This window comes from Mycobacterium sp. M23085 (assembly GCF_045343915.1).
Taxonomy (GTDB): domain Bacteria; phylum Actinomycetota; class Actinomycetes; order Mycobacteriales; family Mycobacteriaceae; genus Mycobacterium.
This window is the reverse complement of sequence record NZ_CP174280.1, coordinates 5,434,941-5,453,804: the sequence shown is the minus strand read 5'-3', so window position 1 is coordinate 5,453,804 and position 18,864 is coordinate 5,434,941. Positions and strand designations below refer to the sequence as shown.

The window sequence follows — 18,864 nt, the reverse complement described above, 5'->3', positions numbered from 1 at the left end:
GTTCAACAACTACAAAGCGTCATACTTGCGGATGTGACCAGCGCTGCCGGGACTTCGGGTACTGCAATTACGTCGCGGGTGCATTCGCTGAACCGACCCAACATGGTCAGCGTCGGCACCATCGTTTGGCTTTCCAGCGAGCTAATGTTCTTTGCTGGACTCTTCGCGATGTACTTCACCGCTCGCGCCCAATCGGGCGGGAAGTGGCCGCCGCCGCCGACCGAGCTGAACCTGTACCAGGCCGTTCCGGTCACATTGGTGCTGATCGCGTCGTCGTTCACCTGCCAGATGGGGGTGTTCGCGGCCGAGCGTGGCGACGTGTTCGGGCTGCGCCGCTGGTATGTGCTGACCTTCCTGATGGGCCTGTTCTTCGTTTGCGGCCAGGGCTACGAGTACTACCACCTGGTGTCGCACGGGACCACCATCCCCGGCAGCGCCTACGGCAGCGTGTTCTACCTGGCGACCGGGTTCCACGGCCTGCACGTCACCGGCGGCCTGATCGCCTTCATCTTCTTGCTGGCCCGCACCGCGATGAGCAAGTTCACGCCGGCGCAGGCTACCGCCAGCATCGTCGTCTCGTACTACTGGCATTTCGTCGACATTGTGTGGATCGCGCTCTTCGCCGTGATCTATTTCATCCGATGAGCAGGCGCTGGACGAACAGGAGTGCTCGGTTGAAGAAACTGGGATCTAGCCGATCCGGTGCGGCCAAGCCGCCACAGGGGCAGCGTGACCGTTCCCGACGGCGGCTGCGCCGCCGGCTGTCCGGCGGTCTGTTGCTGCTGATCGCGCTGACCATCGCCGGCGGTCTGGCCGCCATCCTGACCCCGCGACCGCAGGTGGCCGTCGCCGACGAGTCCAACTCGGCGCTGCTGCGCACCGGCAAACAGCTGTTCGACACGTCGTGCGTGTCCTGCCATGGCGCCAACCTGCAGGGCGTCCCCGACCGCGGGCCGAGCTTGATCGGCGTCGGCGAGGAAGCCGTCTACTTCCAGGTGTCGACCGGCCGGATGCCGGCGATGACCGGCGAGGCGCAGGCGCCGCGCAAGGAACCGATCTTCGACGAGGGGCAGGTCGACGCGCTGGGCGCCTACGTCCAGGCCAACGGCGGCGGCCCCACCACGGTGCGCAACCCGGACGGCAGCCTGGCGATGCGCTCGCTGCGCGGCCAGGACCTGGGCCGCGGCGGCGACCTGTTCCGGCTGAACTGCTCGTCGTGCCACAACTTCACCGGTAAGGGCGGGGCGCTGTCGTCCGGTAAGTACGCGCCCAACCTCGAGCCCGCCAACGAGCAGCAGATCCTGGCGGCGATGCGGACCGGTCCGCAGAACATGCCGAAGTTCTCCGACCGTCAGCTGTCTTTCGAAGCCAAGAAGGACATCATCGGCTACATCAAGGCGGTGACCGAGGAGCGTCAGCCGGGTGGCTACGGCCTGGGCGGATTCGGGCCCGCACCCGAGGGGATGGCCGCCTGGATCATCGGGATGGTCGCCGCCGTCGGGCTGGCACTGTGGATTGGGGCACGAGCATGAGTGAGGCGGACGTTCGCGGCTCTGACACCGGCGGGAACCCGCACGGCACCGGCGAGAGGGAACCCGACGACGCGGCGCTGGCCGCCATGTCGCAGCAGGAACTGGTGGCGCTGGGCGGCAAGATGGACGGCGTCGAAACGGTGTTCAAGGAACCCCGTTGGCCGATCGAGGGCACCAAGGCCGAAAAGCGCGCCGAGCGTGGCGTCGCCCTGTGGCTTTTGCTGGGCGGCTTCTTCGGCCTGGCGCTGCTGCTGATCTTCTTGTTCTGGCCCTGGGAGTACAAGCCCAAGGAGGAAGCCGGAAGCTTCCTGTACGACCTGGCCACCCCGCTGTACGGGCTGACCTTCGGAATGGCGATCCTGTCGATCGGGATCGGCGTCGTCCTGTACCAGAAACGCTTTATCCCCGAAGAGATTTCGATCCAGGACCGCCACGACGGCGCTTCGCGGGACGTCGACCGCAAGACGGTGGTGGCCAACCTGGCCGACGCGTACCAGAGTTCTACCGTCGGGCGGCGCAAGCTGATCGGCCTGTCGCTGGGAATGGGGCTGGGCGCCTTCGGCCTGTCGACCCTGGTGGCGTTTGCCGGCGGGCTGATCAAGAACCCGTGGAAGCCGGTCGTGCAGACCGCCGACGGCAAGAAGGCCGTGCTGTTCACCTCCGGGTGGACCCCGCGCTACCACGGCGAGACCATCTACCTGGCCCGCGCCACCGGCTCCGCGTCCACGTCGCCTTTCATCAAGATGCGCCCCGAGGACATCGACGCCGGCGGCATGGAAACCGTCTTCCCGTGGCGGGAGTCCGACGGCGACGGCACCACCCCGGAATCGCAGGAAAAGCTGCGGGCCATCAACCAAGGTGTGCGAAACCCGGTGATGCTCATCCGCATTCGGCCCACCGACATGGGCCGCGTGGTCAAACGTCAGGGCCAGGAGAGCTTCAACTTCGGCGAATTGTTCGCCTTCACCAAGGTCTGCTCGCACCTGGGCTGCCCCGCCTCGCTGTACGAGGAGCAGTCCTACCGGATCTTGTGCCCGTGCCACCAGTCGCAGTTCGACGCGCTGCACTTCGCCAAGCCGATTTTCGGGCCGGCCGCGCGTGCGTTGGCGCAACTGCCGATCACCATCGACACCGACGGGTATCTGGTCGCCAACGGTGACTTCGTCGAGCCCGTCGGACCGGCATTCTGGGAGAGGACGACGACATGAGTCCGAAATTGAGTCCCCCGAAGATCGGCGATGTCCTGGCCCGCCAAGGCGAGGACATCGACACGCGCTACCACCCGGCGGCGGCCGTCCGCAGACAGCTCAACAAGGTCTTCCCCACGCACTGGTCGTTCCTGCTGGGTGAGATCGCGATGTACAGCTTCATCGTGCTGCTGCTCACCGGGGTGTACCTGACCCTGTTCTTCGACCCGTCCATGGCCGAGGTCACCTACAACGGCGCCTACCAGCCGCTGCGCGGTGTGGACATGTCGAAGGCCTTCGCGTCGACGCTGGACATCTCCTTCGAGGTGCGCGGCGGCCTGTTCGTGCGTCAGGTCCATCACTGGGCCGCGCTGATCTTCTCCGCGTCGATCATGGTGCACCTGGCCCGCATCTTCTTCACCGGCGCCTTCCGGCGCCCCCGCGAGGCCAACTGGGTCGTGGGGTCGCTGCTGCTGATTCTGGCCATGTTCGAGGGCTACTTCGGCTACTCGCTGCCCGACGACCTGTTGTCGGGCATCGGGTTGCGCGCCGCGCTGTCCTCGATCACGTTGGGTATGCCGGTGATCGGCACCTGGTTGCACTGGGCCCTGTTCGGTGGTGACTTCCCCTGCGGTGGCGTCGGAAACGAATGCGCGACAGCGGGTTACATCATCCCGCGGATGTACGCCCTGCACATCCTGCTGCTGCCCGGAATCATCCTGGCGCTGATCGGGCTGCATCTGGCCATGGTGTGGTTCCAAAAGCACACCCAGTTCCCCGGCCCGGGTCGCACCGAGCACAACGTGGTGGGCGTGCGAGTGATGCCGGTGTTCGCCGTCAAGTCCGGCGCGTTCTTCGCCGCGATCGTCGGTGTGCTGGGCCTGCTGGGTGGCCTGCTGCAGATCAACCCGATTTGGAACCTGGGCCCGTACAAGCCTTCTCACGTGTCGGCCGGTTCGCAGCCGGACTTCTACATGATGTGGACCGAAGGCCTGGCCCGTATCTGGCCGCCATGGGAGTTCTACTTCTGGCACCACACCATTCCGGCGGTGGTCTGGGTGGCGCTGATCATGGGTGGCGTGTTCGGTCTGCTGATCGTCTACCCGTTCCTGGAGAAGCGGTTCAGCGGTGACTACGCGCACCACAACCTGCTGCAGCGGCCGCGCGACGTGCCGGTGCGCACGTCGATCGGCGCGATGGCGATCGCGTTCTACATGTTGCTGACGCTGTGCGCGATGAACGACATCATCGCGTACAAGTTCGACATCTCGCTGAACGCGACGACGTGGATCGGGCGCATCGGCATGGTGATCGTGCCGCCGGTGGTCTACTTCATCACCTACCGGTGGTGCATCGGGCTGCAGCGCAGCGACCGCGCGGTGCTCGAGCACGGCATCGAGACCGGCATCATCAAGCGGCTGCCGCACGGCGCCTACGTCGAGCTGCACCAGCCGCTGGGCCCAGTCGACGACCACGGCCACCCGCTGCCACTGGAATACCAGGGCGCCCCGCTGCCCAAGAAGATGAACAAGTTGGGCTCGGCCGGATCCCCGGGCAGTGGCAGCTTCCTGTTCGCCGACCCGGCGTCCGAGGATGCGGCATTACGCGAGGCGGCGCACGGCTCTGAGCAACGCGCCCTGACCGCGCTGCGCGAGCACCAGGACGGCCACGGTTCGTCGAACGGTTCGACGAACGGCGAGAACGGCCACCACTAGGCCGGCAAGCTAAGCGATGGGCGGGAATGATGCCGCCCATGGTTCGGGCTGCACTTCAGCGACGCCGATCAGGTAGGCGATGGTGCGGTACCAGCCCGCGGTAGCGGTCAGCTCCAGGATTTGCCGGTGGTCGAAGTCGGCGGCCAGTTCGGCGAACAGCTCATCGGTCACCGTACCGGTGTAATGCAATTGATCGGCTAGCCGGATTATGTTGCGCTGCTTGCGGTTCCAGCAGGTGTCACCCGGTCCGCCGTGCACGGTGGAGTACAGCTGGGCCTCGGTCAGTCCCAGCGGCCTGCCGAACGCGACGGCGTGCACCCCCCACTCGTATTCGGCACGATTCAGGCCGCAGGTCCGGGCGATCATCACCTCGCGAATCAGCGGATCGACGAGGCGGCTGCCCAGTATCCCCGCACCGAGCGGGCGCATGCGTGCGGCGAGCTCGTCGTGCACGGCCAGGGTACGAAACAATGCAAGCGGTGGGACGGCCCCGCCCGGCGGCATCCACTTGGCAAGTAGTTCGGCGATCTTCGGTTCGTATGGGGGCTCCATCGGGCTGATGCGGGGCGTGCGCGACATGAGCGACCTCCATGTGCTCCGTTTTTCAGAGCACTCACCCTAGTGCTCTGAAACTAAGAGCACAAGTGCCGGCGAGTACTGCGGCGCCACCGGCCCGGTCCAGTAGTCTGCGACTGTGCCGGCGCGGCCGAAAGAACCCATCATGGCCCTACTCGACCTACTCGGGCGACGCTGGGCGATGCGGGTGATCTGGGAACTGCGATCCGACGAAATGACGTTCCGCCAACTGCAGGAAGGCTGCGCCGGAGTCTCGGCGACCGCGCTTAACCGGCGGCTGCACGAACTGCGCGACGCCGGCATCGTCGAGAGCGGCGCCAACGGCTATCGGCTGACCCGCGAGGGCCGGGGGTTACTGGCAGCCTATGAGCCGCTGCGCAGCTGGGCTCATCGATGGGCGCGCCGGCGCTAACCCTCGGCGACAACCTCGCGGAGCTGGCGAATGTGCAGCCACTCCACCACCGGCATCGCCGCGGTGATGACGCCGGCGAACCCGTATCCGACCCACGACGCGCCATCGTGACCGACCGCCATCAGGTAGGTCGCCGTCGCCACCGCGATCAGCGCCGCGCCCATGGCGGCGGTCAGAATCACCGTGCCGCGCAACCAGACTCGGTCCACCGCCTCGCCCGACCACTCGGCGCCCGAGGCCGGCGTCGCCGTCTGCAACGTGGCGGTATGCCCGGTTCCGGTGCGCAGCGCGCCGGTGCCCAGCCGCACCGGAGGCCGCGCCGGCCCGCGCGCCGGCGCGGTCATCGCCTGGGCGGCCGGCTCGGACTGCGACATCCGGCGGGCGCGCAACAGGATGGGGATCGCTCCCGCGATGATCAGCGCCGAAACGATGATGACGGCATACAGCACCCAGGTGGTGTGCGGGCTGCTGGCCGCCTTGTGAAAACCCCTGCCCAGATCCGCCAGCGCGACGGCGGCCGCCACGCTGACGCCCAGCAGCACCAGATAAATAGCGGCGCACGCGCCGATCAGAATGCGGTCGATGACCTCCGGCGCGATGGTGTCGTCGCCCAAGCCACGCCGATAAGCCGAATATTTGCTGACCATCAGCAGCTCGTCTGCGGCAAGTCGTTGCTGTTCGACGAAAGCACCGTTCCGTCGCTGGTCGTGATCGAGCAATTCAGCCTGCTGACCCGGAACAGGCTCGACGCCTCCACCGAGCCCACATCGGATTGCGAGATCGGGGTGACGGTCATCGACCACGGGATGTACACGTTGTGCTGGGTGCGACGCCGGCCGGACGCATCGACGTACGTCACCGAAATGATGTCGCCCGGCGCCTTGGTGCCGGTCACCGAGTAGGTGACCTGGCGCGGACCGGCCGGCGTCGTGGGCGGCGGCGGCGGCGGTGGTGCGGCCGCCGGGGACGTCGCCGGCGGCGGCGCCGGAGCGGGGGCGGGCGGGGGCGGCGGTGCCGGAGAAGGCGTCACCGTCACAGTCTGGGTCTCCGTTGCTGTCGGGGGCGGCGGTGGTTCGGTGGTGGACGGCGGTGGCGGCGGCGGGGGTGGCGGTTTGGTGGTCGTGATCTCGTCCTGCAGCGGCGGCGTGGACGGGGCGGTGGTGGTTCCGGGGTTGGCAAGCTTGGTGGTATCGGTGCGCGCGAACAGCAGGGACACCGACACGACCAGCGCGATCGCGGCGACGATGGCGGCGACCCCCACCACCCACGGCCAGCGCGCGGTGCTGCGCTCGTCCTCAGCGTCGACGGGCTCGTCGAAGTCGTCGTAGTCGTAGAGCCGCAGATCGGCCGGCAGGTAGGGGCCGCTGGTGAAATGCTCGGACTCCGGGGCCGAGTAGGCGCGGGAGTAGGCGTCCGTCTCGTCGGCGCGGTCCGCGGCGGCCAGTTCGGCGCTGTCGTCGAAGGGTTCCGGTTCGGCCTCGACATCGCCGCCACCGCCGGGTTCCAGATCGTCGTCCGGCTCGGCGCCGGGCTCGAGGTCATAAGCCGGCTCACCGGCGGAATGTGGTTCGTGGCTGATCGGGTCGGCAGGGTCGGGTTCGTCAGGATCCCATCCCGGGGGTCTCGACCCGCTCATCTCTGCCTTTGCCTACCCTGTTCGACTGCCTCACCTGCGCACAAGATTCCGCGATCACATCGGTGCGGGCGCGCTGGGAAGCTTCTCGTTTGCCTGGGCAAAACACTACCGAACGCCAAAAAGCAAAGCCGTCGTGGCGAACGGCGCAGCCGATCACGTGATCGGATTGTGACCTTTATGCCGCGAATCAGTGCTTCTCGGGACCGATGTAGTACTCGAAGACCAGTCCGGCCACCGACGTCAGGACGAACATCACCCCGGCGGCGAGCAGCCACGGCAACCACAGCGCGATGCCCACCGCGACCACCGAGCCCGACAGCGCGATCAGAATCGGCCACCAACTGTGCGGGCTGAAGAAGCCCAATTCGCCTGCTCCATCGCTGATCTCGGCACCCTCGTAGTCCTCGGGCCGGGTATCCAGCCGGCGCGCCACGAAGCGGAAAAAGGTCGCCGTGATCATCGCCAGGCCACCGGTCAGCACCAGCGCGGTGGTGCCCGCCCATTCCACGCCGCCGGTGGCGAAGAGGGCGGTCAGCACCCCATAGAGCACCGCAACCAAAATGAAAAACCCGGCAATGAACTCGAATAGCCTGGCTTCGATATGCATTTGGTGTCCTAACCTACTGGCTTCCGGCCAATTGACCGCGCTTGGTGTCGAACGGGTGGGTGGTCACCGCGAGCGGAGGTTGCCCGATCGCCTGCAATGCCTCGGCGTTGCTCTTTCCGTCCATCCGCTGCTGCAGGTAGGCCTTGAAGTCGTTGGGCGCCACCACCCGTACCTCGAAGTTCATCATCGAGTGATACGTGCCGCAGAACTCGGCGCAGTGGCCCACGAACGCACCCGGCGTCTGGATCTCCTCGGTCTGGAAGACGTGCACCGAGTTGTTCGCGTCGGCGTTGGGGATCACGTCGCGCTTGAACAGGAACTCCGGCACCCAGAACGTGTGAACCACGTCGGCGGACGCCAGGTCGAATTCGATGCGCTTGCCGGTGGGCAGCACCAGCACCGGGATCTCCTCGCTGGATCCCAGCGTCTCGATCTTGTCGAAGTTCAGGTACTGCCGGTCCGAGGTGTTGAGCCCGCGGACGGCACCGACGCGCTCCTCACCGTGCGCGTCCTTGCCCTCCGGCTTGCTCAGCATCGCCTTCTTGCGTGCCGGGTCCGAACCGTCGTAGGTCAGTGTGCCGTCCTTGAAGGCCACGCGCTGGTAGCCGAACTTCCAGTTCCACTGGAAGGCGGTGACATCGATCACCACCTCGGGGTCCTTGGCCAGGTGCAGCATCTTCTCCTGCACCACGACCGTGAAGTAGAACAGCACCGAGATGATCAGGAACGGTGTCACCGTGAGCACCAGCTCCAGCGGCATGTTGTAGCCGAACTGGCGGGGCAGGTCGGTGTCGGTTGCCTTCTTGCGGTGGAAGGCCGACGCCCAGAAAATCAGGCCGAACACGATGCCGCCGACGACCAGCGAGGCGATCACCGCGCCGATCCACAGCTCCCGGTTCAGGTGCGCCTCCGGGGTGATGCCCCGCGGCCAGCCCAGGGCCAGCGCGTCCGCCCAGCTGCTGCATCCGCTCAGGAACAACGCCAGCACGCCCAACGTCACCGCCAGCGCGAACGGCCGAAGACGACGGGACAGACCCGTCGCCGGGCCCCCCGAACGGCGCCGAAACCTGCCCTGCGACAAACGTTGCGAACGGTCCTGCTCGCGAGGGGTCACGTCAGCGCCTCCTGCTCGGATATCGAATACTACGCAGCGTAGACCACGCGCCTGAGCCGGGCGACGAAACCCCGGCCCGCCGGTCCCGATCGGCCATTCCCGGCGTGCCGGGTGCGACGTCCACGCACACCCGGCAAGTGCGGCATACTGGGGCGCCGTGTGTGGTCTGCTGGCGTTCGTCGCCGCCCCGGAGGGCTCCGACAAAGAAGCGGCCGCCGCCCGCGCCGACGACGCCATCGCGCGGGCGTCGCATTTGATGCGTCACCGCGGCCCCGACGAGCCGGGCACCTGGGTGGACCTAGGTAGCGACGGTTCCGTCGTTTTCGGTTTCAACCGGCTGTCCATCATCGACATCGCGCATTCGCATCAGCCGCTGCGGTGGGGGCCACCCGAGGCGCCCGACCGCTACGTGCTGGTGTTCAACGGCGAGATCTACAACTACCTCGAGCTGCGCGACGAACTGGCCACCCGGCACGGCGCCGCCTTCGCCACCGACGGTGACGGCGAGGCCATCGTCGCCGGATATCACTACTGGGGCAGTGACGTCCTGACCCGGCTGCGCGGCATGTACGCGTTCGCGCTGTGGGACACCGTCACCCGCGAATTGTTCTGCGCCCGTGACCCTTTCGGCATCAAGCCGCTGTTCATGGCGACCGGCCCCGGCGGCACCGCGGTGGCCAGCGAGAAGAAGTGCCTGCTGGACCTGACCGAGCTGATCGGCTTCGACACCGCGATCGACGAACGCGCCGTGCAGCACTACACCGTCCTGCAGTACGTGCCCGAGCCCGAGACGCTGCACCGAGGGGTGCGCCGGCTGGAATCGGGCTGCTACGCCCGGATCCGCCCGGACCGGCCGCAACCGGAGATCACCCGGTATTTCGTGCCGCGCTTCGCCGCGGTGCCGATGACCCGCGACACCGAACAGGCCCGCTACGACGAGATCACCGCGGTGCTCGAGGACTCGGTGGCCAAGCACATGCGCGCCGACGTCACGGTCGGGGCGTTCCTGTCCGGCGGCATCGACTCCACCGCCATCGCCGCACTGGCCATCCGCCACAACCCCAGGCTGATCACGTTCACCACCGGTTTCGAGCGTGAGGGCTTCTCGGAGATCGACGTCGCGGTGGCCTCGGCCGAGGCGATCGGGGCTCGCCACATCGCCAAGGTGGTCACCCCCGACGAGTTCGTCGCCGCCCTGCCCGAAATCGTCTGGTACCTCGATGAGCCGGTCGCCGACCCCGCGCTGGTGCCGCTGTTCTTCGTCGCCCGGGAGGCCCGTAAGCACGTCAAGGTGGTGCTGTCCGGGGAAGGCGCCGACGAGTTGTTCGGCGGCTACACGATCTACCGGGAACCGCTGTCGCTCAAGCCCTTCGACTATCTGCCGCGACCACTGCGGCGGTCGATGGGCAAGGTGTCCAAGCCCCTGCCGGAGGGCATGCGGGGCAAGAGCCTGCTACATCGCGGCTCGCTGACGCTCGAAGAGCGCTACTACGGCAATGCCCGCAGCTTCTCCGACGCGCAGCTGCGCGACGTGCTGCCGGGATTCCGCCCGGAATGGACCCACACCGACGTCACGCGGTCGGTGTATGCCGGATCGGCGGGCTGGGATCCGGTGGCACGCATGCAGCACATCGACCTGTTCACCTGGCTGCGCGGCGACATCCTGGTCAAGGCCGACAAGATGACCATGGCCAACTCCCTGGAGCTTCGGGTGCCGTTCCTGGACCCCGAGGTGTTCGCCGTCGCCTCGCGGTTGCCCGTCGAGGCGAAGATCACCCGTACGACGACGAAGTACGCGCTGCGGCGCGCGCTGGAGCCGATCGTTCCCGCGCACGTGCTGCACCGGCCCAAGCTCGGCTTTCCGGTCCCGATCCGGCACTGGCTGCGCGCCGGCGAGCTGCTGGAGTGGGCCTACGCGATGGTGGACTCGTCACAGGCCGATCCCCTGGTCGACAAGACCGCCGTGCGCCGGATGCTCGACGAGCACCGCAACGGCGTCAGCGATCACAGCCGCCGGCTGTGGACGCTGCTGATCTTCATGCTCTGGCACGCGATCTTCGTCGAAGGCAGCGTGGTACCGCAGATCAGTGAGCCGCATTATCCGGTCCAGCTCTAGGCCGGGATCGCGAGCGTAACCAGGCTGCGAAAATTCTCGCCGAAAATCGCGGTGTGGCTACGCTCGCGACGCGTCGCGCTAGGCGAGCACCGCGGCGATCTCGGCGGCCGCCTCCTCGCCGTAGGCGTCGGCCAGCCGGGTCTTGCCCACCGCGGGGTCCCACGTCCACTCCTGGGTGCCGGTGGACTCCAGCACCAGCACCGCGACCAGCGAGCCCAGCTGCGCCGACCGCTCGAGGCTCAGCCCGGCGGTGCGGCCGGTCAGGAAACCGGCCCGGAACGCGTCACCCACGCCGGTCGGGTCGGTCTGGCTGGTCTCGGGCACCACGCCGACGTGGGTGGTGGTCCCGTCGCGCTCGACGATGTCGACGCCCTTGGCGCCCAGCGTGGTCACCCGCAGGTCGACCTTCTGCTGCACGTCGGCCTCGGACCAGCCGGTCTTGGAGAGCAGCAGCTCCCACTCGTAGTCGTTGGTGAACAGGTAGGCCGCCCCGTCGACGAGCTTGTCGATCTCCGCGCCGGACAGGCGGGGCAGCTGCTGGGACGGGTCGGCGGCGAACGGCAGGCCCAGGCTGCGGCACTCCTCGGTGTGCACCACCATCGCGGCCGGGTCGTTGGCCCCGATGATCACCAGGTCGGGCTTGCCCGCCGCCGCGAGGTCGGCGAGCTTGATGTTGCGGGCCTCCGACATGGCGCCGGGGTAAAAGGATGCGATCTGCGCCATGTCCTCGTCGGTGGTGCAGACGAAGCGCGCGGTTTTCGCGGTCTCCGAGATCAGCACGTGGTCGCAGTTGACGCCGTGCGATTGCAGCCATTCGCGGTACTCGCCGAAGTCGTCGCCGGCCGCACCGACCAGCGCGACGTCGCCGCCCAGTACGCCGATGGCGAAGGCGATGTTGCCCGCCACGCCGCCGCGGTGAATCACCAGGTCGTCAACCAGAAAACTCAGGGACACCTTCTGCAGGTGCTCGGCCAGCAGATGCTCGGAAAACCGGCCGGGGAACCGCATCAGATTGTCGGTCGCAATCGAACCTGTCACCGCGATCGTCACGAAAACTCCATCCTCCGTTAGTAAGGTTATCTAGCTTACTCACGGGTCTCGACCGTCGCTGTCTGCACGGTCGGCGCGAGGGTGTGCGCTAGCCTCCCTAGGGAACTCACTCAAGTCGCCGGGATCACATTGCTCGGGCCGCAACCCGGCTTACAGTCCCGTCTACCACCGTAGGAGAACCACGATGGCAGGTCCGCACTCGCCGAACCACACCGTCGGCAGCGGCAATAGCGGACCGAGCGGACATGAGTCCCGAAACGAATCCCAGCCACTCGAGTTCCCCGATGACCCCAACACCGGTGACCCGGGCTTCGCCCACGCTGCGCAGTCAGGACATTCCTCCGCCAATTATGCCGGGCAGCCGCCGGGGCCGCTGCCCTACCCGCCGCAGCGGTCCAAGCGGCGGCTGATCGTCGGCGTCGCGCTGGCCATCGCGCTGGCCGCGGTGCTGACGGTGGCCATCGTGTACGGGGTCCGCACCAACGGGGCCAATACCGGCGCCAGGTTCTCCGAGGGCGCGGCCAAGACGGCCATCCAGGGCTACCTGGACGCGCTGGAGCACCGCGACATCAACGAGATCGCTCGCAACGCGCTGTGCGGCCTGTACGACGGCGTCCAGGACAAGCGGTCCGACCAGGCCCTGGCCAAGCTCAGCAGCGACGCGTTCCGCAAGCAGTTCTCCGAGGTCGAGCTGACGTCGATCGACAAGATCGTCTACCTGTCCCAGTACCAGGCTCAGGCGTTGTTCACGATGCGGGTGACGCCGGCCGGCGGCGGCCCGATGCACGGACAGGTGCAGGGCATCGCGCAACTGCTGTTCCAGCGCGGCCAGATCATGGTCTGCTCGTACGTGCTGCGCACCGGCGGCTCGTACTGAACGCGATCCGTCAGCCGGACTGCACAGCCCGGCTGACGGATATCGCGGGATTTAACCGATCAGTTGAACGAGTCGCCGCAGGCGCACGAGCCGGTGGCGTTCGGGTTGTCGATGGTGAAGCCCTGCTTCTCGATGGTGTCCACGAAGTCGATGGACGCTCCTTCGACGTAGGGCGCGCTCATCCGGTCCACCGTCAGCTTCACGCCACCGAACTCCGCGGTCAGGTCGCCGTCCAGCGCCCGGTCGTCGAAGAAGAGGTTGTAGCGCAGGCCGGCGCAGCCACCCGGCTGCACCGCGATGCGCAGCGCCAGGTCGTCGCGACCCTCCTGGTCCAGCAGGGACTTGGCCTTGGTGGCGGCGGCCTCGGTCAGGATCACGCCGTGGGTCGTCGTGGCGTTCGACTCGTTTTGCACCGTCATTACTTCTCCTACATGCCTCATCGTTGGGTGGGGGTCGATCGAGCCCGAAATCACCAGCTCACGCCGGGCGATCCGGACCGCCGAAAGTCCACTACCTCAACGGTACCTTGCGGGACCGCTATTCCCGAGTCGCGCCGCAACCACGGATGCCAGTCCCATCAGCTGGTTGGCCGCGTCGGCCTGCGCCAGCCGCACCGATCCGGCGTGCTCGGCGATGGACAACGCGGCCATGATGCCCGACGAACGCACCGTCGCGCTGTCCAAGTCCACCTGCCCGGCCAGCACGACCACCGGGATCCCCCGCGGCCGGGCGGCGTCGGCCAGAAAGCCCACCACCTTCCCGTGCAGGGACTGCTCGTCGAACCGGCCCTCACCGGTGACGATCAGCTCCGCGGTGTCCAGGTCGTCGGACAACCGGGTGTGCTCGGCGATGATGGCCGCTCCGGACTCACAGCGCCCGCCCAGCGCCAGCAGCCCGGCCCCGATGCCGCCGGCGGCCGCCGCTCCCGGCTCGGCGCTCACGTCTCGTCCGGCCACCGCTTCCAGGATCAGCGCCCAGGCCTGCAGGCGAACCTCCAGCGCCGCGACGGTGGCCGTGTCGGCGCCCTTCTGCGGCCCGAACACCCGCGCCGCCCCCCACGGCCCCAGCAGCGGGTATTCGGTGTCGGAGGCGGCGATCAGCTCCACGTTGCCCAGTTGCCGGCGGGCGGTGTCCAGGCCGCCTAGCTCGGCGATCATGCCCTGCCCGCCGTCGGTGCAGGCGCTGCCGCCCAATCCGACCACGATGCGGGTCGCCCCGACCCGCAGCGCCTCGGCGATCAGCTGCCCGACGCCTTTGCTGTGGGCCGCCATGGCGGTCTCCGGGGTGGGCGGTCCGCCGATCAGCGCCAGCCCGCACGCCTGGGCGCACTCCAGGTAGGCGGTGGCCGAGCCGCCATCGAACACCCATTCCGCTTCGACCATGGTTTTCAGCGGTCCGGACACCCGCAGCCGGCGCTTCTTGCCCAGCCGGCTGGCCAGCACCTCGACGAAGCCGGGGCCGCCGTCGGATTGCGGGGCCACGATGAATCGATCGCCGGGACGCGACCGGGTCCAGCCCGTCGCGATGGCGGCCGAAGCTTCGACGGCCGACATGCTGTCGGCGTAGCAGTCCGGAGCTACCAGCACCTGCATGGCCGGCAACTGAAGGCGGCCGGGGGCCAGGCCGGGACCATCATCATCCGAGGCCATCGACCCGTCGTCCATCAAAGGCTGCCGTTCATCACGTGTAAGAGTAGGGCCAACCAGCGCACTAACGCAGGTCTAATAGGAAGGCATTCCAGGCGAATTCCGGCGCGTGTCGGCCGCGAAGTAACCTGGCCTCTGTGAAGCTGTTGGGCCGCAAGAAGGGCCAGGACATCGACCTCGACGAGAGCCCGGCCTCGTCGGCCGCCTCCGGCGTTGCTGGCGCCGCCGGTGCCACCCGCGAGGCGCAGCGGACCGGCCGCAAGGGCCGCCCGACGCCCAAGCGCAGCGAGGCCCGTCGTAACCCCAGGAAGGGGCCGGTGGCGCCCGCGCCCATGACGGCCGCCGAGGCGCGCGCCCGGCGTAAATCGCTAGCGGGTCCCAAGCTCAGCCGCGAGGAGCGCCGGGCCGCCAAGGCCGCCGGCCGCGCCGGCATGTCGGAACGCCGGGCAAAGATGATGGCCGGCGAAGAGGGCTACCTGTTGCCGCGCGACCAGGGTCCCATCCGCCGCTACGTGCGCGATGTGGTGGACGCGCGGCGCAACCTGCTCGGCCTGTTCATGCCGTCGACCCTGTTTTTGATGTTCGTCATGTTCGGCGTTCCGCAGCTGCAGCTGTGGGTGTCACCGGCGATGCTGGTGCTGATGGCCGTGATGAGCGTCGACGGGCTGATCCTGGGCCGCAAGGTCAGCAGACTGGTCGACGCGAAGTTCCCGAACAACACCGAAAGCCGTTGGAAGCTCGGCCTTTACGCCGCAGGACGGGCGTCGCAGATGCGCCGGTTGCGGGCGCCGCGGCCCCAGGTCAAGCACGGCAGCAGTGTCGAATAGAGCCCGCCGGAAGGCGGGCTGACACCGGTGCGCACCCTGGTGCTCGGCGGGATCAGGTCAGGCAAATCGCAGTGGGCGGAGCAGGCCATCGCCGACGGGTTGCCGCCCGGGCAGCCGGTTCACTACCTGGCGCCCGGGCCGGCCGGCCACGACGACGCGGCCTGGGCGCACCGGATCGCCCAGCATCGGCGGCGCCGGCCCGCACACTGGTCGACGATCGAAACCGACGACGTCGCAACGCAATTGCGTCAATCGCCAGGAACTCCCACGCTGGTCGATGATCTGGGCACCTGGCTGACCTGCGCGCTGGACCGCAACGACGCCTGGGCCGGCGGCTCGGTGGCGGCTGCCGTCGATGACCTGCTGGCCGCCGTCGGCGATTTCGGTTCCCCGCTGGTGCTGGTCAGCCCGGAGGTCGGGTTGACGATCGTGCCGGCCACCGCCTCCGGGCGGCGGTTCGCCGACGAGTTGGGCGGCCTCAACCAGCGCCTCGCGCGGTTGTGCGACCGGGTGGTGCTGGTGGTGGCCGGTCAGCCGGTGCCGATCAAACCGGCGGGGGCCTGATGGAATTCGCCGCCGTCTCACCGCCGGATGCGGGCGCCGCCGCAGCCGCGCGTGCCCGCCAGGACACCCTGACCAAGCCCCGGGGCGCGCTGGGCCGCCTGGAGGATTTGTCGGTGTGGGTCGCGTCGTGCCAGGGGCATTGCCCGCCAAAGCAATTCGAGCGCGCCCGGGTGGTGGTGTTCGCCGGTGACCACGGAGTCGCCCGTTGCGGGGTGTCGGCCTACCCGCCGGAGGTGACCGCGCAGATGGTCGCCAACTTCGAGGCCGGCGGGGCCGCGATCAACGCCCTGGCCGACATCGCCGGGGCGGGGGTGCGCGTCGCGGACCTGGCGGTCGACGCCGACCCGCTGACCGACCGGATCGGCGCCCACAAGGTGCGGCGCGCCAGCGGCGACATCCGGGTTGAGGACGCGTTGACCGACGAGGAGACCGTGCGGGCGCTGGCCGCCGGCGCGGCCATCGCCGACGAGGAGGTCGACGCCGGGGCCGACTTGTTGATCGCGGGCGACATGGGGATCGGAAATACCACGGCCGCAGCGGTATTGGTGGCGGCGTTGATCAACGCCGAGCCGGTGGTGGCGGTGGGCTTCGGCACCGGGATCGACGACGCCGGCTGGGCCCGCAAGACGGCCGCGGTGCGCGACGCCCTGTTTCGCGCGCGGCAGGTGCTGCCCGATCCGGTGGCGCTGCTGCGCTGCGCCGGCGGCGCCGACCTGGCCGCGCTGTCGGGTTTCTGCGCCCAGGCCGCGGTCCGGCGCACACCGCTGCTGCTCGACGGCTTGGCGGTGACGGCGGCCGCGCTGGTCGCCGAGCACCTGGCGCCGGGTGCCCGGATGTGGTGGCAGGCCGGTCACCGGTCCACCGAGCCGGCTCACGGGCTGGCGTTGACGGCGCTCGATCTGGAGCCGATTCTCGACCTGCGGATGCGGCTCGGCGAGGGCACCGGCGCTGCGGTCGCGCTGCCGGTGCTGCGCGCCGCGGTGGCCGCCCTGTCGTCCATGGCGACCTTCACCCAGGCCGGGGTGTCCAACCGCTCCGGAAGTCCACCCCAGGCCGCTCCCCCGTCATGATGCGTTCGCTGGCAACGGCTTTCGCGTTCGGCACGGTGCTGCCCGTGCCGGGTGGCGGCACCGCGCCGATCGGCCGCGGCGCCATGACCGCGCTGCCGGTGGTGGGCGCGGCCCTGGGGGCGCTGGCCGCGGCCGTCACCTGGGGTGGGGTGCAGGTATTCGGCCGGACCAGTTCGCTGCCCGGTCTGCTCGCGGTCGTGGCGCTGCTGCTTGCGACCCGCGGCCTGCACCTCGACGGCGTCGCCGACACCGCCGACGGCCTGGGGTGTTACGGGCCGCCGCAGCGGGCGCTGGCGGTGATGCGCGACGGGTCGACCGGACCGTTCGGCGTCGCGGCCGTGGTCATGGTGATCATGCTTGAGGCGCAGGCGTTTTCGGCGCTCGGCGGCACGGACCGGGCCATCACCGGGGTGCTCGGGATTGCCGTGGCGGTCTTCGCGGGCCGGGTGACCGCGGTGCTGGCCGGTCACCGGTCCGTGCCGGCGGCCGACGGCAGCGCCCTGGGCGTCCGGGTCGCCGGAAGCCAGCCGACCGCGGTGGTGGCGGCCTGGATCGCGGTGCTGCTGGCCGCCTCGCTGCCGGCCGGGACGCGGCCCTGGCAGGGACCGGTGGCGGTGCTGGTGGGCCTGGGCTGTGGCGCGATCCTGGTGCGGCACTGCGTGCGCCGATTCGGCGGCATCACCGGCGACGTGCTGGGCGCCGCGATCGAACTGACCACGACGGTGAGCGCGGTGCTGCTCGCGGGACTGGTCTGGTTCTGACGCCCGGCTACTAGCCCAGCCGGGCCATCCAGCCGTGGGTGTCGGCGAAGGTGCCGCGCTGGATGCCGGTCAGCGTGTCGCGCAACGCCATCGTCACCTCGCCCGGTTGGCCGTCGGCGACGGTGAACTCGACGTCGCCGTACTTCACCTGCGACACCGGGGTGATGACCGCGGCCGTGCCGCAGGCGAACACCTCGGTGATCTCCCCGGCGGCGGCCTTCTTCTGCCACTCGTCGATATCGATCTTGCGTTCCTCGACGGCGAATCCGGCGTCAATAGCCAACTGCAGCAATGAGTTTCGGGTGATCCCGGGCAGCAGCGAACCGGACAGCTCCGGGGTGACCAGCCGCGCCGACCCGCCGCTGCCGAACACGAAGAAGATGTTCATCCCACCCATCTCTTCGACGAAGCGTCGTTCGACGGCGTCCAGCCACACCACCTGGTCGCAGCCGTTGGCCGCGGCCTCGGCCTGAGCCGACAGCGAGGCCGCGTAGTTGCCACCGAACTTGGCCGCGCCGGTGCCGCCGGGGCTGGCCCGCACGTACTCCGTCGAGACCCAGACGGTGACCGGGCTGATGCCGCCCTTGAAGTAGGCGCCGGCCGGCGAGGCGATCAGCAGGTAGCGGTAGCGCTTGGATGGCCGCACACCCAGTCCGGGCTCGGTCGCGATGACGAACGGACGCAGGTACAACGCCTCTTCGCCGCCGGCGGCCGGAACCCAGGCGTTGTCGACCGCGATCAGCTGGCGCAGCGATTCCATGAACAGCTCTTCGGGCAGCTCCGGGATGGCGAGTCGCCGCGCCGAGGACCGCAGCCGGGCGGCATTGGCCTGGGCGCGAAACGACACGATCGAGCCGTCCGCCCAGCGGTAGGCCTTGAGCCCTTCGAAGATTTCCTGCGCGTAGTGCAGCACGATCGCCGACGGGTCTAGCTCGATGGGGCCGTACGGGATGACGCGCGCGTTGTGCCAACCTTCGTTGGTCTCGTCATAGTCGATCGACACCATGTGATCGGTGAAGTACTTGCCGAAACCCGGCTCGGCCAGGATGGTTTCGCGTTCAGCGTCGGTTGCCGGATTTGCCGAGCGCGAAACCGTGAACTCGAGGGAGCCACTGGTCATTGGCTGATTGTATATCCGCCTGCCGAATCGGATTTCGCCCGCGCAAGCGGCGCG

At 68.5% G+C, this 18,864-nt stretch carries 20 protein-coding genes; 11 read left to right on the top strand and 9 right to left on the bottom strand.

Annotated features, from left to right (window positions below):
- Nucleotides 1-33 precede the first annotated feature (33 nt).
- From ACIUM1_RS25405 to ACIUM1_RS25390, 4 genes are read left to right on the top strand one after another with little or no spacing between them, the layout of a single operon-like run.
- Nucleotides 34-645, top strand: a complete 612-nt coding sequence (locus ACIUM1_RS25405) for a heme-copper oxidase subunit III (protein ID WP_406815228.1) — start codon at nt 34-36, stop codon at nt 643-645.
- Nucleotides 646-674: 29 nt separating this feature from the next.
- Nucleotides 675-1,532, top strand: coding sequence for a c-type cytochrome (locus tag ACIUM1_RS25400; RefSeq protein WP_406815227.1), 858 nt, complete (start codon nt 675-677; stop codon nt 1,530-1,532).
- Nucleotides 1,529-2,740: a ubiquinol-cytochrome c reductase iron-sulfur subunit gene (locus tag ACIUM1_RS25395; protein WP_406815226.1), complete on the top strand. Its 1,212-nt coding sequence runs from the start codon at nt 1,529-1,531 to the stop codon at nt 2,738-2,740. Before ACIUM1_RS25400 ends, ACIUM1_RS25395 begins: the two co-directional genes overlap by 4 nt.
- Complete coding sequence (locus ACIUM1_RS25390; protein WP_406815225.1) at nt 2,737-4,434, top strand: cytochrome bc complex cytochrome b subunit; 1,698 nt, start codon at nt 2,737-2,739, stop codon at nt 4,432-4,434. The genes ACIUM1_RS25395 and ACIUM1_RS25390 overlap by 4 nt, the downstream gene beginning before the upstream one ends.
- A 9-nt stretch (nt 4,435-4,443) precedes the next feature.
- Here the strand turns inward: ACIUM1_RS25390 and ACIUM1_RS25385 are convergent, their stop codons facing one another.
- The gene (locus tag ACIUM1_RS25385) at nt 4,444-5,013 is read right to left on the bottom strand and encodes a carboxymuconolactone decarboxylase family protein (protein WP_406815224.1); all 570 of its coding nucleotides are present in this window, start codon (nt 5,011-5,013) and stop codon (nt 4,444-4,446) included.
- Between the two features lie 142 nt (nt 5,014-5,155).
- Here ACIUM1_RS25385 and ACIUM1_RS25380 point away from each other — a divergent pair, with 142 nt between their 5' ends.
- Nucleotides 5,156-5,422 carry a winged helix-turn-helix transcriptional regulator gene (locus ACIUM1_RS25380; RefSeq protein WP_406815223.1) on the top strand — a complete coding sequence of 89 codons (267 nt, stop codon included), beginning with the start codon at nt 5,156-5,158 and terminating at the stop codon, nt 5,420-5,422.
- Here ACIUM1_RS25380 and ACIUM1_RS25375 read toward each other — a convergent pair.
- The 4 genes from ACIUM1_RS25375 to ACIUM1_RS25360 all read right to left on the bottom strand — a co-directional run bounded on the left by ACIUM1_RS25375 (nt 5,419) and on the right by ACIUM1_RS25360 (nt 8,779).
- Entirely contained in the window at nt 5,419-6,069 is a 651-nt protein-coding gene (locus ACIUM1_RS25375) for a DUF2561 family protein (protein ID WP_406815222.1), read from the bottom strand. The two genes, ACIUM1_RS25380 and ACIUM1_RS25375, sit on opposite strands and share 4 nt — an antisense overlap.
- Complete coding sequence (locus ACIUM1_RS25370; RefSeq protein WP_406815221.1) at nt 6,069-7,058, bottom strand: MmpS family transport accessory protein; 990 nt, start codon at nt 7,056-7,058, stop codon at nt 6,069-6,071. Before ACIUM1_RS25370 ends, ACIUM1_RS25375 begins: the two co-directional genes overlap by 1 nt.
- A gap of 187 nt (nt 7,059-7,245) precedes the next feature.
- Entirely contained in the window at nt 7,246-7,665 is a 420-nt protein-coding gene (locus ACIUM1_RS25365) for a cytochrome c oxidase subunit 4 (RefSeq protein ID WP_406815220.1), read from the bottom strand.
- Nucleotides 7,666-7,678: 13 nt separating this feature from the next.
- Nucleotides 7,679-8,779, bottom strand: coding sequence for a cytochrome c oxidase subunit II (locus ACIUM1_RS25360; protein ID WP_406815219.1), 1,101 nt, complete (start codon nt 8,777-8,779; stop codon nt 7,679-7,681).
- A gap of 157 nt (nt 8,780-8,936) precedes the next feature.
- On the opposite strand from ACIUM1_RS25360, the gene asnB reads away from it, so the two are divergent.
- A complete protein-coding gene (gene asnB, locus ACIUM1_RS25355; RefSeq protein ID WP_406815218.1) occupies nt 8,937-10,895 on the top strand; it encodes an asparagine synthase (glutamine-hydrolyzing) in 1,959 nt (652 codons plus the stop codon).
- Between the two features lie 78 nt (nt 10,896-10,973).
- On the opposite strand, the gene ACIUM1_RS25350 is transcribed toward asnB, so the two are convergent.
- Nucleotides 10,974-11,945, bottom strand: a complete 972-nt coding sequence (locus tag ACIUM1_RS25350; protein ID WP_406815217.1) for a carbohydrate kinase family protein — start codon at nt 11,943-11,945, stop codon at nt 10,974-10,976.
- Between the two features lie 184 nt (nt 11,946-12,129).
- Between ACIUM1_RS25350 and ACIUM1_RS25345 the strand changes: the two genes are divergently transcribed.
- The gene (locus tag ACIUM1_RS25345; RefSeq protein WP_406815216.1) at nt 12,130-12,822 is read left to right on the top strand and encodes a hypothetical protein; all 693 of its coding nucleotides are present in this window, start codon (nt 12,130-12,132) and stop codon (nt 12,820-12,822) included.
- 59 nt (nt 12,823-12,881) lie between these two features.
- Here the strand turns inward: ACIUM1_RS25345 and ACIUM1_RS25340 are convergent, their stop codons facing one another.
- Both ACIUM1_RS25340 and ACIUM1_RS25335 read right to left on the bottom strand, forming a co-directional pair.
- Nucleotides 12,882-13,241 (bottom strand): iron-sulfur cluster assembly accessory protein, encoded by a 360-nt coding sequence (locus ACIUM1_RS25340; protein ID WP_007770699.1) that lies wholly within the window; start codon nt 13,239-13,241, stop codon nt 12,882-12,884.
- 96 nt (nt 13,242-13,337) lie between these two features.
- Nucleotides 13,338-14,414: a glycerate kinase gene (locus ACIUM1_RS25335; protein WP_406817860.1), complete on the bottom strand. Its 1,077-nt coding sequence runs from the start codon at nt 14,412-14,414 to the stop codon at nt 13,338-13,340.
- 191 nt (nt 14,415-14,605) lie between these two features.
- Here ACIUM1_RS25335 and ACIUM1_RS25330 point away from each other — a divergent pair, with 191 nt between their 5' ends.
- From ACIUM1_RS25330 to ACIUM1_RS25315, 4 genes are read left to right on the top strand one after another with little or no spacing between them, the layout of a single operon-like run.
- Entirely contained in the window at nt 14,606-15,295 is a 690-nt protein-coding gene (locus ACIUM1_RS25330; protein ID WP_406815215.1) for a DUF3043 domain-containing protein, read from the top strand.
- A 27-nt stretch (nt 15,296-15,322) separates the two neighbouring features.
- On the top strand, nt 15,323-15,859 hold the full coding sequence (locus ACIUM1_RS25325; RefSeq protein ID WP_406815214.1) for a bifunctional adenosylcobinamide kinase/adenosylcobinamide-phosphate guanylyltransferase: 537 nt from the start codon (nt 15,323-15,325) through the stop codon (nt 15,857-15,859).
- The gene (gene cobT / locus ACIUM1_RS25320) at nt 15,856-16,929 is read left to right on the top strand and encodes a nicotinate-nucleotide--dimethylbenzimidazole phosphoribosyltransferase (RefSeq protein ID WP_406817859.1); all 1,074 of its coding nucleotides are present in this window, start codon (nt 15,856-15,858) and stop codon (nt 16,927-16,929) included. Before ACIUM1_RS25325 ends, cobT begins: the two co-directional genes overlap by 4 nt.
- On the top strand, nt 16,926-17,690 hold the full coding sequence (locus ACIUM1_RS25315; RefSeq protein WP_406815213.1) for an adenosylcobinamide-GDP ribazoletransferase: 765 nt from the start codon (nt 16,926-16,928) through the stop codon (nt 17,688-17,690). Before cobT ends, ACIUM1_RS25315 begins: the two co-directional genes overlap by 4 nt.
- 10 nt (nt 17,691-17,700) lie before the next feature.
- On the opposite strand, the gene ACIUM1_RS25310 is transcribed toward ACIUM1_RS25315, so the two are convergent.
- Nucleotides 17,701-18,810: a branched-chain amino acid aminotransferase gene (locus tag ACIUM1_RS25310; protein ID WP_406815212.1), complete on the bottom strand. Its 1,110-nt coding sequence runs from the start codon at nt 18,808-18,810 to the stop codon at nt 17,701-17,703.
- Nucleotides 18,811-18,864 lie beyond the last annotated feature (54 nt).

Bases quoted from the DNA above. Each gene is read 5' to 3' on its own strand.
- ACIUM1_RS25385 (WP_406815224.1), bottom strand. From the start codon at position 5,013: ATGTCGCGCACGCCCCGCATCAGCCCGATGGAGCCCCCATACGAACCG.
- ACIUM1_RS25365 (WP_406815220.1), bottom strand. From the start codon at position 7,665: ATGCATATCGAAGCCAGGCTATTCGAGTTCATTGCCGGGTTTTTCATT.
- ACIUM1_RS25335 (WP_406817860.1), bottom strand. From the start codon at position 14,414: ATGCAGGTGCTGGTAGCTCCGGACTGCTACGCCGACAGCATGTCGGCC.
- ACIUM1_RS25395 (WP_406815226.1), top strand. From the start codon at position 1,529: ATGAGTGAGGCGGACGTTCGCGGCTCTGACACCGGCGGGAACCCGCAC.
- ACIUM1_RS25345 (WP_406815216.1), top strand. From the start codon at position 12,130: ATGGCAGGTCCGCACTCGCCGAACCACACCGTCGGCAGCGGCAATAGC.
- ACIUM1_RS25370 (WP_406815221.1), bottom strand. From the start codon at position 7,058: ATGAGCGGGTCGAGACCCCCGGGATGGGATCCTGACGAACCCGACCCT.
- ACIUM1_RS25340 (WP_007770699.1), bottom strand. From the start codon at position 13,241: ATGACGGTGCAAAACGAGTCGAACGCCACGACGACCCACGGCGTGATC.
- ACIUM1_RS25380 (WP_406815223.1), top strand. From the start codon at position 5,156: ATGGCCCTACTCGACCTACTCGGGCGACGCTGGGCGATGCGGGTGATC.
- ACIUM1_RS25390 (WP_406815225.1), top strand. From the start codon at position 2,737: ATGAGTCCGAAATTGAGTCCCCCGAAGATCGGCGATGTCCTGGCCCGC.
- ACIUM1_RS25315 (WP_406815213.1), top strand. From the start codon at position 16,926: ATGATGCGTTCGCTGGCAACGGCTTTCGCGTTCGGCACGGTGCTGCCC.
- ACIUM1_RS25310 (WP_406815212.1), bottom strand. From the start codon at position 18,810: ATGACCAGTGGCTCCCTCGAGTTCACGGTTTCGCGCTCGGCAAATCCG.
- ACIUM1_RS25375 (WP_406815222.1), bottom strand. From the start codon at position 6,069: ATGGTCAGCAAATATTCGGCTTATCGGCGTGGCTTGGGCGACGACACC.